Raw genomic sequence first — 12,448 nt, 5'->3', positions numbered from 1 at the left:
GCGTCCCGCAGCACGGGCCCCGCCTTGGCCGGTCCGAAGGCGAGCCAGGACGCCGCCGGCAGCGCCCCGCCCGCCCGGTACGTGTGCGGCTCTCCGGGAAACCGCAGCACGGGATGCACGCCGTCGAGGCGGACGCCGGGCGGCGAGAGGTCGTAGGCGGGCCCTGGCTCGCGGACCCACCTGAACCCCGGACCCTCGCGGTAGACCCGGGTACGCACGTGCGCGGTGGCGAACTCATTGACTGATTTCATGGTTCCTCCGGCTTTCCAGGAGGCTCAGCATGAGGGACATGGGCGCCGCGACGGATGCGTCGAGTTTGCCGGTCGAGATGCTCAGCCCGGGCTTGGGCGGCCCGATCACCACGTTGGGCCGGCGTTCGAGTGCTTCCTTGTGGCTCAGGTAGGCGGGGCTGTTCAGCCCGTGCGGCGGCAGCGAGGGGGCCAGGCCGATCGGGGCCGGCGTGCACTGCAGCGCGAGGATCGCCGGGCTGTCGCCGACGCCGAGGGCCAGCCGCGCCAGGAAGTTCAGGCAGGCGGGGTAGACGAGGATCGAGTCGGGCCAGTTGCTCCACTCGACGTGCGGCGCGGAGTGGCCGACGTGCTGCGGCCACTCATCGGACACGGCCTGGTGCCCGCAGATCGTGCTGAGCGCGTCGAGCGTGACGAAACGCTGCGCGCTGCGCGTCGCGACGGGCTTGATGACCAGGTCCGGGTAGCCGGTACGCAGCCAGATGAGCCAGCCCGGGATGAAGGCCGCCGACAGGGCGCCGGTGACGACGAGTAATAGGCGTTCTCCAGAAAAAGGTGGATATATCCGGTCAGTCATGGGGACTCTCCCAGCGCGGTCAGGATCTCTTCGGCCTCGCCGATCGCCGCCGGGCCGCCTTCGGCCAGGAGCACTCCGGTGGTGTTGAGGATGATCTCGTCGACACCCGCCAGGAAATACTCGTGGAGCTGGTCGGCGACCCGCCGGGCCGTACCGGTGACGAACAGGCCGCCGTCCACCATCGCGCGCGGGCTCGCCTCAAGGCCCGCCCTGCGCAGCATGTCGGCGTAGTGGGCGGCCCGCAGATGGTGGCCGGCCGCCAGCTCGGCCAGCCGGGTGGCGTCGCGCCCTGGGCGCGACAGCGCGACGTGCACCACGGTCGCCACGCGCGGCACCGCGCGCACGTCACCCGCGCCCTCGCTCAGCGCGGGAAGCAGCACGTCCCTGACGTACGACGGCGGCGTCATCCAGGTGATCGCCACGTCGGCGCACTCACCCGCCACCCTGGCCATGCCCGGCCGCAGCACGCCCGCGCCCAGCTCGACCGGTGGATGGCGCAGCGGCGGCAGCGTGAAGCCGCGTAACCCGCGACCGTCGAGCAAGGCGCGCACGGTGGACAGGTACTCGCGGGCCATGGCGGCCGGCCGCCGGTAGGGCGTCCCGTTGAGCACGCTCACGAACTCGGGTGCAGACGCGCCGAAACCGGCCACCACGGGATGGCCGGTCATCGACGCCAGGGAACGGGCCTCCAGGGCCGCCTGCAGCGGATGTCGCAGCGGCATCAACGTCACGGAGGTGCCCGTGGGCACCTGGTGGCCTCCCCCCGCCAGGTGCGCGACCACCTGATGGGTCTCCGCGCGCAACGACTGCCCCAGCCACAGACGCGCGGCGACGCCGCGTTTGACCAGGTCCGCGTATGGTTCCGCGTCGGATGCGGCCCCCGGCTGGCTCGCGAAGATCACCGATGCGACGCCCATCACGACTCCAGGGGCAGGTCGGGCGAGGAGAGGTTCCGGTACGGTGCCGCCGGATCGATCCCGCCGCGCGCCAGGCAGGCCAGGACCGCGGCGGTCACCGGCACGCCCTCCGTGGCGCTCAACACCAGTCCTTCTGCGAGCACCCGCGAACGGTGCTCGCCGAAGCTCAGCAGGCGCATGCCGGTCCTGTCGTCCATCGGGTCCCAGGCCACCGCAAGGCCGGGGCCGACCCGCCTGGCGTAGGCGGACACGTCGTCGACCAGCCCGGGGAGCACGGAGAGCGCCGCGATCAGCTCCCGCAGCACCGGCCAGCCCGCCTCCTCCAGGTAGATCACCATGGCATCGCGGCGTGGGTACCCGGACGACCGCGAGAACGCCTTGGCCCGGTAAGGCACCCGCCGCCCCTCCAGCACGCCCAGCGCGATCCGCCACGCGTCCGGGGTGAAGGCGGGACCGGCCAGGTGAACGTAGAGCCGCAGGATGGGGCCGCCACCCAGCACCGACCCCGCCGAGCCGTCGCACAGGAAGAACCCGGGGGACAAAGCGGGCCGGACGGCGTCCGCCTGGATCACCGCCAGGCCGTCGTCCCGGGCTTCGGCGACACGCTGGGCGGGGACGCGTACCCGGACGTCGAGCAGGTCGACGATCCACTCGCGCTCGCCCTTCTCGTACACGGGAACGAGGGCGGCCGTGTGCCGGTGGGGCACCGCGGCGGTGAGAGCCGATTCCAGCGGGAGGTCACGCTCTCCCGGCCGCGCGGCCGGATCGTGCGCGTGGCCGCTGTGGAAGAGCTCGTACAGGGCGGCGCTCAGCGCGGGCAGGAGCGCACGCGGGCCTTCGGCCGTCACGTCCCGCTCGACCACCCGTGCGCTGCGCCCGTCGGCGGCCATGTCGACCGCCTGGACCACTGACGCCAATCCGGCGTCCAATGTCGTTTCATCAGTTGTCAGCACGTTACGCAGATTAGGCGCACCGCTATCCGGCGACCAGATTTCTGGCACCCAGCGGCCGTCGATTGTCCGCAGGATGCCATTCCCTTGCGGGCCGGCTCGTTCGCGGGGCATTCTCGAATTGTCCAGAACGGACACCGAAAAGAAAACACGACTTCCGCAGAGGGAGAAATTATTATGGCTGAGAAGGACCTGGTCGACGGTTACGAGGCCTACACCGACGCCGAGGAGCTCGCCTTCGACGAGGCCGGCGACGAGGAGTCCCCCAGCACCCCGTGGTGCATCGCGAGCATCGTGATCACCGCGTCGGCCGGCTGCTGACGCGGCTACGCCGAATCTCCGTGCGCACGCACACCCGGCCGGGTGTGCGTGCGCACAGGCGTGTCTGGACAGGCGCCCACTCCTGGGCGGACGGGGGCCGTGGTGCGTACGCGTGCCGGCACGGTTGCCCCCGCGAACCCACCGACCTGCGTGAAGACGCGAAAACGGCCCCTTCGGCGAATCTCGATCCACCGGGGATCGAACCTCACCGAAAGGGCCGTACAAATATGTGAACACGCCTGGCGCGTGGGGGTGAAGGTACCGCCGGGGGCGGTCGGCCGGACCGGGGGGACGGTCCGGCCGACGCGCCGGTCTTTCGTCAGGTCAGCAGCCGGCCGACGCGGTGATCACGATGCTCGCGATGCACCACGGGGTGCTGGGGGACTCCTCGTCGCCGGCCTCGTCGAAGGCGAGCTCCTCGGCGTCGGTGTAGGCCTCGTAACCGTCGACCAGGTCCTTCTCAGCCATAATAATTTCTCCCTCTGCGGAAGTCGTGTTTTCTTTTCGGTGTCCGTTCTGGACAATTCGAGAATGCCCCGCGGCGGCGGCGCGTGGCAAGGGAATGGCAGGTTGGCGTCACTCGGTGCCGGATGGTGCCAGCACCATTGATGAAACGGGGGAGCGGTTTCTAACGTGGGGGAGCATGCTGAGAAAAGAGAAGCTCGAGGCGTCCCCCCTGGAGGCCGCGCCCGAGGTGAACGCGCTGCTCCGGCGACTGGGCCTCGGCACCCTGGACGGTGACGGGATCAGCGCCTTCGCCGGCCGCAACAACAACTGGGCGGGCCGTACGAGCACCGGCGCGGCCGTGTTCGTCAAGCGGCTCGACGGCGATCGCGAGGAGTCGCTGGTCCGTTTCGGCCGGGCGCTCGATTTCCAAGCGGCGTTGCTCGCCCATCCCTCCGACGATCTGCGCTGCCCGCCGCTGCTGGGCGCCGACGAGGAGGGCAGGCTGCTGGTCTTCGCCTGGCTGGACGACGCCCGCGCGGGCAACGTCATGGCCACGGACGGCGAGTTCGAGCCGGACCTGGCCTACCTGTGTGGCCGCGCCATCGGCGCGCTGCACCGGCTGCCCGCGGCGGCCGACACGACGCCGCACCCGCTGCCCCCGGTGTGGGCGCTACAGGCGATCCCGCTGACGATGTTCAGCGCGGCGCGCATCGCGGAGTTGCGTTACTGGGGGCTGCTGCAGAGGGACCGGCCGCTGGTGGCGGCGCTGGAGGCGTTGCGCGAGCGCGAATCCCTGGTCGAGCACCGGCCCTCCCACAGCGACCTGCGCCTGGATCAGTTCCTCCTGGATTCCAGCGGGCTCCACGTCCTGGACTGGGAGGAGTTCAGGATGGCCGACCCGGCCCGCGACGTCGGGGCGTTCGCCGGCGAATGGCTGCACCACGCGATCCGCAAGGTCAACTCCGACGTGGACAAGGTCTACGGCCCTGGCACGACGCTGTCACACGAGCTCATCGTGGAGCGGGGCAGCGCGGAGATCGCGCGGGTGCGTCCCCTGATCGCGGAGTTCTGGCGCGGCTATCTCGACAGCGGCGTCGACGTGGACGACGACCTGACCGAGCGGTCCACCGCGTACGCCGGCTGGCACCTGCTGGACCGGCTACTGGCCACAGCGGGCACCCAGACCAGGCTACGCGCGATCGACCTGGCGGCGGCAGGGATCGGGCGCACGGCGCTGCTGAACCCCGGCCGGTTCACCGAGACGCTGGGCCTGGCCGCGCCTAGTCGTCCAGGTAGCCGTTGAGGCCCAGGAAGAGGAAGCCGCCGATCGTCAACGCGAAGCCGAGCCCGAACAGGACCCAGCTCCAGAGCAGCATCGAACGGGCGGCCTGCGGCTGTGTACGGGCCCTGCCGAGTGCGAGGCCCGCGAGGATCGCCCCCGGCAGCCCCAGCACGTTGCAGCAGGACACGAGCGCGAGGCAGTTGAGCACGAGCGAGACGATGGCGTTGGCGGTCGGTCCTTCGTCGCGCCGGGGCGGCGGATATCCGTAACCGTAGCCGTATTGCGGGGGCGGCTGCTGTCCGTAGGGAGCGCCATAGGGCTGGTACGGGTAGTCCGACGGATCTTCCTGGCTCACGTTCACCTCCAGACAGGTCAACAATTATCACGGAATCGGCACGCGCTTGACCGTGAGCGCGATCTCACCATAGATCCGCCGGCCTCGTCAGCCGAGCCTGGCCCGCAGCGCCTTCCTGTCGAGCTTGAGCACGCTCGTCACCGGCACCGAGTCCACGAACCGCACCTCGCGCGGATACTTCACCCGCCCCACCCGGTCGCGGGCCCAGCCGATCAGCTCCTCGGCGGTGGCCGTCGCGCCCTCCCCGAGCTGTACGAACGCCACGACCTCCTCGCCCAGCCGCGGGTCGGGTCGGCCCACGACGCCGCTCATCACCACGTCGGGATGCTCGTTGAGCGCGTCCTCGACGTCACGCGGGAAGACGTTGAAGCCGCCGCGGATGATCAGGTCCTTCTTCCGGTCCACGACGTAGAGGTAGCCGTCGTCGTCCACGCACCCGATGTCCCCGGTACGCAGCTCCTTGCCGACCAGCGCGGTGCCGTCCGGATCGGGCTTGTGCTCGCCCCAGTAACCCAGCATCAGCGAGTCGCCCGACACGCAGATCTCGCCCACGTCCCCGGCCTCCACGGGCTCGCCCTCGTTGTCCCTGACGGTGATCGTGTAGCCGGGCAGCGGCAGGCCGACACTGCCGGCCCGGCGCCTGCCCGGCGGGTTGAACGTCGTGACGGCGCTGGTCTCGGTCAGCCCATAACCCTCCAGGATCTGCACACCGGGCATCCTGCGCTCGAACTCCTCCAGCGTCTCCCGCCCGAGCGGCGCCGCGCCGCAGATGAGGTGGGCGAGGTCGGGCAGCGGGTGCTCTTCGAGCGGCTCGGCGAGGAGGAGCTGGAGCATGGTGGGCACGACGGTGCCGTACTGGACGTGCTGCGCGGCGGCCAGCTCCAGGAACGATCCCGGCTCGAACCAGCGCATGAGCACCGCCTGCTGCGGCTCGGTCGCGTGCATCCCCGCGACCGAGATGATCAGCCCGTACGCATGAGACAGCGGTACGGGCACCAGCCCCCGGTTCTTCCCCTCCTGGTGGGAGAGCTCGTAGGCGGCCCTGCCCACCTGCCAGAGGCCGCGGTGGCTCAGCATGACGCCCTTGGCCCTGCCCGTGGTGCCGCCGGTGTACATGAGGGCGGCCAGGTCCCCGGGCTCCCTGGCGACGGGCCCGTGCTCGGGGGACCGCTCCAGCTCGGCCGTGCCCACGAACGTCGGCAGCTCGACTGCGGAGGCGCGGACGGTGTCCGCCGACTCGGGCGACGTGACGACCGCGGCCGCGCCACTGTCCGTCAGGATGTGCCGCAGCTCCTCCGGCCCCACCAGGAACACCACCGGGGTCACGACCGCGCCCGCGGCCCACAGCGCCTGGTAGGTCAGCGACACCTCGGGGGCGTTCGCCATCATGACGATCACCCGATCGCCCGGCCTGATCCCCGCCGCGACGAACCCGCCGCACATCCGGCGCGCCCGCTCGGCGAGCGCGTGGCTGCGGTGCCAGCGCCCTTCGTAGTACACCGAGTCGTGGTCGTCGAAGCGGCTCCAGGACTCCTCGGCCAACCGGCCCAGCGTCTGCTCGGTCACCTGCCCAACGTGATGCGCCCGCGGACGCCGCGTCAACCCCGGCCCGCCTTGACCCGTAATTGTGGACGGTGCCATTACCGGCGGTAAATGCAGAAGAAATCCGCCGCTACGGCCATTCCTGTTTTCTTGTCGCCCTAGATCGTGTAAAGGTAAGGAGATCTAGCCGCCCTGCGGCCCGACCAGACCAGCGGAGGGCATGATCGACGTGTCCGCATCGGTGGGCGTCGTACCGGCTATCCCGCGAAAGTCCTGGTCAGAAGGGCATGGTGACGCTGTGTGATTTCGCGGTGTTGAATCGAAGAAATTCGTTGGGCAAGGGCATTTTCGGTAGGAAACCTTCTTCGTCAAGTCCGAGGTGACTTCGTGACCCACACGCCTGAACCGGGCGGGCTCGACCTCGAAAAAACAACGCTCAGTCAGAGCCTCATGACAGTCAACGACCACCTGCGAGCGGTGACCACTCCCGTCCCCCGGGACCTCGACAGGCGGGAGGCCGACACCCTCCTGCGCTCCTATCTGGAGCCCGCCTGCTTCCCCGACGCGGTGGACCGGCTGGCCAGGCGCCACCTGCTGGTGCTCGTGAGCGAGGGGGAGACGGGCAGGCGACTGGGCGGCATCGCGCTGCTGTCGCGCATGTCGCTGGCGGAGAGCAGGATCACGGTCCTGTCCCCGGCCGGCACCGCCCGCGAGCTGTCCGGGACCGACTACGGCCCCGGCCGGGCCTACCTGCTGCACGACTGGATCGCCGCGAGCACTGACAGGACCGAGCTGGTCGGCCTGGCCCGCAAGCTGGCGGAGCTGGGGTCGTATCTGGTCATCACCAGGAGCGGGGCGCTCTCGCAGGCGGTCGAAGTGGAGCAGCCCTGGACCGCGCCCGACCCGGGGGAGCTGTTCGACCTGTGCGTGAGCACGTTCGACCTGCGGGCGGGGCGGAGTCCGGACGAGATCACCCGGGCCAGGGACCTGGCACTGACGTTGCGGACGCCCGCCGAGGTGGTGCGCCTGGCCGGCCAGGAGGCGCCGGCGCGGGACGAGGTGGCGGCCTGGTTCGACACCAAGCCGTCGATGCGGGACGTGCTGGCGGTGGCGGCGCTGGCGTTCGCGCCGGGGGCCGGGTTCGAGGCCCGGCTCGCCGAGCTAGAACGGCTCTGTCCCGAGACCGGGTTGCGGCCACCGCGCGGACCGCTGGCCAACGCCTCGGGGACGGGCTTCCTGGCGCCGCACTATCGCGATCAGGTGTTGGAGGAGCTGGTCGGCCGGTACGGGTTCTGGCTGTGGCAGCCGCTGCGGGACTGGGTCAGGTGGCTGGCGGGGCAGGGGCCGGAGACGGTGGTACGGGCCGCGCAGGGGGTGGCGTCGCTGGCGGCGCACTCGTTCAAGGAGGCCCGGCAGGAGTTCCTGGACGTGTGGGCGCGCGGCACGGACGAGGAACGGATGGCGGCGGCGCACGTGCTGTCGTACATGTGCGCCGACGACACCCTGGCGCCCGAGGCGCTCCGCCTGGCGCTGGCCTGGGCGGCGGATCCCGCCACGGCCACGACGGCGGCCGTGGCGCTGGGCGGCGGACTGTCCGTCCGCTACCCCGCCGACACCAGCCGCCACCTGCGGCGGCTGGCGGCCGGCGAAGGGCCCGCGGCGGCGGTGGCCAGGCAGGGGCTGACCCTGCCGGCGGACCGCCCGGCGGCGCAGGTGATCACGGCCCTGCCGCAACGGTGATGCCGGGCGTCAGAGTCCGGCCACGCCGGTGATGCGGTGCAGGGCGAAGCGATGGACGGCGGCCCGTGTCTCGTCGTAGGCGGTCAGGTAGCCGCCCTCCATGCGGGCCGGCTCCAGGATGCGCGAGGTCGCGTTGCCCTGCGAGTCGAGATAGCCGATCCACACGCGTACGCCCTGTTTGATCGCCTCCTGCAGCGCCGAGATCGTCGCCGTCGCGGGCGAACGCGGCACCTGGCCGTCAGGCGCGTCGACGGGCTCGCGCCGCGCCAGGTGCGCCGCGTCACCGGCCCGCAACGCGCGTACGGCCGCCGCCGCCACCTCCGGGTCGAGCCCGTTGGCCGAGGCCACGGTGCGGACCGGCGACACCCCCTCGGTGCGGCGGCTCTCCAGCTGGGAGATGATCACGTCGCCGTCGAGCGACTCGGCGACCGGGGAGTAGCCCATGGCCCGCAGCGAGTCGACCAGCACCGCCCGCGACGTACGGGAGGCGATCACGGTCGGGGCGAGCCGGCGCAGCCGCAGCGCGGCGGAGCGGCGGTCGGCGGTGATCTGGTCGAGCAGGGCGGGGTCGTCGCAGCGGACGTACGCGCTCGCGGTGCCCACCCGGATGCGGCCGTGCCGCCGGGCCACGTCGGTCACCAGGTAGGACAGCGCCTGCGGCACCGGCGTGGCCGAGTGCCGGCCCAGCATCGACACCAGCTCCTCGCCACCGTGCCCCGCGTCGAGCGCGCGCCGGATCGAGTTTTCGCTGAACCGGTAGACCGTGGCCCCGCCCTTGGACTCGACGTCGGCGGTGAGTGTCATCCAGCGGTTGAGTTCGCTCGTGAGCGGCCCCGGCGCGACGGCGGTGAGGTCGGCCTGGAGCAACACGTGATCGACCGGCTCCGGCAGCAGCGGCGCCAGCGCCTCGGCGGGGTCGGCCCCGTCGAGCAGCGCCCGCCCGTGCCCGGACAGCGCGCCCAGCCCGGTCACGCCGACCTGCTCGGCCTCGCGCAGCGCGAACTCGGTGAGCTGGTCGCGCAGCGGCCCCCGGCGGCGCGGCTGCTCCCATGCCAGCCGTTCGAGCACGGAGTCGCGGGTCGGCGCCATGCCCGGCGCGGCGGCCAGCACGCCCAGCGTGGCCGCGCGCACGCCGGCCGCGGAGGCCCGGCGCAGATCGGTGTGCAGGGCGTTGAGCGGCCTGTCCCGTTCGTCCCGCTCGCCGACCAGCCCCGGCACCCGGTCCATCTGCAGCCACGTGGCCGCCAGCGTCACCCACCGGTCGGCGGTGCCCCTGACCCGCCACAGGTCGTAGCCGGAGGTCGGCAGCCACTCGCCGTCCACGCCGCCGCCCGCCGCGATCAGCCCGGCCGCGTGCGCCACCTCGACGACCAGCGCCGCCACCCACTCGGGCAGGTCCAGCTCGCCCGCCGTGCGTTTGAGGTCGCGCACGCCCAGCCCGCCGGTACGCAGCACGCCCGGCGGCTCGATGCTCCACCGCTCGCACAGCTCCTCGACCGACCTGACGAACGAGAACGCCTGCCCGGCCGCCGTACGATCGGCCAGCTCGCGATCCCGGGTGGACCCCGAGAGCGGCGGCGGCACGGCAGGCAGGTTGCGGTGGACCCGGCCGCCGCGCAGGTAGAGGCCGACCTCGCGGGGCAACGTCACGCTCTCCTCGCCGGTGGCCGCCAGCAGGCCGCGGGCGAGCAGTTCCTCGATGGGGGAACGAGCCGAGGCCATGCGTACTTCGCGCCTGGCGTTCGGCACGCGGCCGGTGGGCGGGCCCCAGGCGAGCTGGTCGAGCGCGCCCCTGGCCTCCGGCGAGACGGACTCGACGAGCGCGGCGGGCGCGGCCAGCACCGCCGCCAGCCGCTCCTTGCCCGACCCCTCGGTGCCGGGGGTGATGTCGTCGGCCATCTCGTCGAGCTGCTCGGGCGGATGGTGCCGGAACACGTCCACGGCCCTGGGCCCGAGCCCGGCCGGGTCCTCGATCACCTTGCGCACGCCCGGGCCGAGGTCGAGCCCCTCGTCGGGCCCGTAGACCAGCGCCAGCTCGCGCAACCGGTCGAGCGCCGCCGACAGCGCGGGCTCGGGATCGCCGGGGCGGGAGCGGGCGGCATCGTGGTCGGCGTCGCGACGAGACGAGGCGGCGCCGTTCTTGGCTTGGCGGTTTGAGGCGGTGCCGTTGTCGGTGTTGCGGTTTGAGGCGGCGTTGCCGTTGGCGGCGGCCGGGAGGCGGGGGCGGTCGTCGTCCCGCATCGCGGCGGCGATGAGGTCGCGCAGCTCCTCCTTCGGCGTCGGCCCCGCCCGGACGGCCAGCGTCTCGACCACGGCGAGGGTGAAACGGTCGAGCCGGTCGAGCACCCTGCCGATCGCCGACGGGCTGCCCGCCCGTGACGCCAGGCCTTCCAGATGCGCGGGCACCGGAGTGATCAGCTCGGGCCGCGCGGAGACGAGCGCCCGTAGCTGTTCGTCGGTGCGCCCCCTGATCCACTCCGTGAACTCCATCGATGCCATGGTATGTCCCACCTCATTGAGGCAGCATTGCTAGACGTGATAGAGCGCGCGGACCAGCTCGTGCTGAACTACGTCTCCAAGGCGGCCGACGCGGCCCACGGCGTGCTCCGGGCCGACCAGCGGCTCGACTTCGTCAAGCGGCTGCGGGCCAGGATCGAGGCCGAGCGCCGGGGCAGCCAGAACGCCCGGGATGTGTCGAAGGTGCTGGCCAGGTTCGGCGATCCGGTGGCGCTGGTGGAGCGCGAGGTGCGGCGGCTGGCAGACACCGGAGCCAGCACGGGAAGCGACCCCTCGGCGGGTGGGCGGGCGAGCGGGTCCACGGGTGGCGGGGCCTCCACGCTGCGGTTCCCGGCGATCGTCGACGACCGGGACGGGCCGCCGGGCGTGCGGGCGTACCGCAAGATCGCGCAGGAGCGGCTCGACCGCGGGGCCGGCCGGGGGCTGCCGTTCGTGGGGTTGCGCCGGGCGGCCATGTCCAGCGCCAACCCGATGGCCACCGGTGGCAGGGATGCCAGGACCGTGGTCAAGGAGCACCCGCGCGACACCTCCGCGATGGTGATGCTGGTGGTCGCGGCGCTGCTGGTGCCGTTCGACCTGCCGCTGCTGGCGATCTTCCCGGTCCCGCTGGTGGTGTGGGCGGCGGGCGCCGCGATCGTGCTGCTCAGCGAGACGTGGAACGTGCGGGACAAGGCCGTCGGAGCCGGCGCGCCGCTGCTCGGCTACACGGTGGGCGGGGTGCTCATCGGTGGCCTGCGGATGGGGGCGCAGCCGGGGTTGGAGGCGTTCCTGACCCAGTTCTACGCCGTCAGCGGCACGATGTTCATGATCGGGACGGGGCTGGGCGTCGTGTGGCTGGCCTACCGGCTGCTCGACGCGGACGGGCCGGTCAGCTGACGGGCGTCTGGACCGGGTAGGACGGGGATCCGGCCGCCCGGCCGACGGGGGCCGGGCCGGAGAGGAGGCCGACCGCCAGGCGCACCCAACCGGCCACGAACTGCTCCTTCGCCACGTGCCCCGGCACGTCGCCCACGGTCTCCTGGAAGAGCCGGTAGTGCACCACCGCGCCCCCGAGCACCGCGGAGACGCCCGTCCAGTCGATCTTGGCATCGCGGTATTCGGGCTGGACCTGGAACCAGGTGACGATCGCGTCGAACATGGGCTGCAGCAGGCCCTCGCGTACCACGGCGACCAGCTCGGGGAACTGGCTCAGGTCGCGGAAGAACACCCGGGTCAGCTCGGACTCCTCGCCCATCTTGGCCAGCCCGGCAAGGCACAGGTGGGTCAGGCGGTCCTCCAGGTCCACCGCGGACTCCATGCCGTTGAGCCCGGCCAGGCACTCGGCCACCTGGGTCCGCGTCCGGCTGGCGTGCTCGTTGATCGCCGCGGCGAGCACCTCGTACTTGGACTTGAAGTGCCGGTAGAGTCCGCCCGCGCCGGGAGAGAGCCCTGAGGCGGCCTCGATCTCGGCCACGGAGGTGGCGGAGTAGCCCCGTTCGGCGAACAGCCGCAGGGCCTCATCGATGATCCGCTCACGGGTCGATCTGGTCATGTCTATCCTGATACCTCCGTA

At 71.9% G+C, this 12,448-nt stretch carries 12 protein-coding genes; 4 read left to right on the top strand and 8 right to left on the bottom strand.

What is annotated here, in order from left to right:
- Positions 1-234 precede the first annotated feature (234 nt).
- From BLS95_RS32960 to BLS95_RS32950, 3 genes are read right to left on the bottom strand one after another with little or no spacing between them, the layout of a single operon-like run.
- Positions 235-825, bottom strand: a complete 591-nt coding sequence (locus tag BLS95_RS32960) for a flavoprotein (RefSeq protein WP_090940372.1) — start codon at positions 823-825, stop codon at positions 235-237.
- Positions 822-1,742 carry an LLM class flavin-dependent oxidoreductase gene (locus BLS95_RS32955; RefSeq protein WP_090940369.1) on the bottom strand — a complete coding sequence of 307 codons (921 nt, stop codon included), beginning with the start codon at positions 1,740-1,742 and terminating at the stop codon, positions 822-824. The genes BLS95_RS32960 and BLS95_RS32955 overlap by 4 nt, the downstream gene beginning before the upstream one ends.
- Complete coding sequence (locus tag BLS95_RS32950) at positions 1,742-2,650, bottom strand: T3SS effector HopA1 family protein (RefSeq protein WP_090940367.1); 909 nt, start codon at positions 2,648-2,650, stop codon at positions 1,742-1,744. The genes BLS95_RS32955 and BLS95_RS32950 overlap by 1 nt, the downstream gene beginning before the upstream one ends.
- Positions 2,651-2,869: 219 nt before the next feature.
- On the opposite strand from BLS95_RS32950, the gene BLS95_RS56005 reads away from it, so the two are divergent.
- Positions 2,870-3,013, top strand: coding sequence for an LxmA leader domain family RiPP (locus BLS95_RS56005; protein WP_176993506.1), 144 nt, complete (start codon positions 2,870-2,872; stop codon positions 3,011-3,013).
- Between the two features lie 324 nt (positions 3,014-3,337).
- Here the strand turns inward: BLS95_RS56005 and BLS95_RS56000 are convergent, their stop codons facing one another.
- On the bottom strand, positions 3,338-3,481 hold the full coding sequence (locus BLS95_RS56000) for an LxmA leader domain family RiPP (protein ID WP_176993506.1): 144 nt from the start codon (positions 3,479-3,481) through the stop codon (positions 3,338-3,340).
- Between the two features lie 175 nt (positions 3,482-3,656).
- On the opposite strand from BLS95_RS56000, the gene lxmK reads away from it, so the two are divergent.
- Entirely contained in the window at positions 3,657-4,763 is a 1,107-nt protein-coding gene (lxmK, locus tag BLS95_RS32945; protein WP_176993505.1) for a class V lanthionine synthetase subunit LxmK, read from the top strand.
- On the opposite strand, the gene BLS95_RS32940 is transcribed toward lxmK, so the two are convergent.
- Both BLS95_RS32940 and BLS95_RS32935 read right to left on the bottom strand, forming a co-directional pair.
- Entirely contained in the window at positions 4,741-5,097 is a 357-nt protein-coding gene (locus BLS95_RS32940) for a DUF4190 domain-containing protein (protein WP_143043954.1), read from the bottom strand. The genes lxmK and BLS95_RS32940 overlap by 23 nt on opposite strands.
- 87 nt (positions 5,098-5,184) lie before the next feature.
- Positions 5,185-6,663, bottom strand: coding sequence for a class I adenylate-forming enzyme family protein (locus BLS95_RS32935; RefSeq protein WP_245765427.1), 1,479 nt, complete (start codon positions 6,661-6,663; stop codon positions 5,185-5,187).
- 426 nt (positions 6,664-7,089) lie between these two features.
- Between BLS95_RS32935 and BLS95_RS32930 the strand changes: the two genes are divergently transcribed.
- Complete coding sequence (locus BLS95_RS32930; protein WP_090940359.1) at positions 7,090-8,379, top strand: hypothetical protein; 1,290 nt, start codon at positions 7,090-7,092, stop codon at positions 8,377-8,379.
- A 9-nt stretch (positions 8,380-8,388) separates the two neighbouring features.
- Here BLS95_RS32930 and BLS95_RS32925 read toward each other — a convergent pair whose 3' ends face one another.
- On the bottom strand, positions 8,389-10,869 hold the full coding sequence (locus BLS95_RS32925; protein WP_245765426.1) for a helicase C-terminal domain-containing protein: 2,481 nt from the start codon (positions 10,867-10,869) through the stop codon (positions 8,389-8,391).
- A gap of 45 nt (positions 10,870-10,914) precedes the next feature.
- Between BLS95_RS32925 and BLS95_RS32920 the strand changes: the two genes are divergently transcribed.
- Positions 10,915-11,772 (top strand): hypothetical protein, encoded by an 858-nt coding sequence (locus BLS95_RS32920; RefSeq protein ID WP_090940356.1) that lies wholly within the window; start codon positions 10,915-10,917, stop codon positions 11,770-11,772.
- Here the strand turns inward: BLS95_RS32920 and BLS95_RS32915 are convergent.
- Positions 11,765-12,427: a TetR/AcrR family transcriptional regulator gene (locus BLS95_RS32915; RefSeq protein ID WP_090940354.1), complete on the bottom strand. Its 663-nt coding sequence runs from the start codon at positions 12,425-12,427 to the stop codon at positions 11,765-11,767. The genes BLS95_RS32920 and BLS95_RS32915 overlap by 8 nt on opposite strands.
- Positions 12,428-12,448: the final 21 nt, after the last annotated feature.

Source organism: Nonomuraea jiangxiensis, from assembly GCF_900099965.1.
GTDB classification, from domain to species: domain Bacteria; phylum Actinomycetota; class Actinomycetes; order Streptosporangiales; family Streptosporangiaceae; genus Nonomuraea; species Nonomuraea jiangxiensis.
The sequence above is the reverse complement of the archived record's forward strand: the minus strand, read 5'-3'. Positions and strand labels throughout refer to the sequence as shown.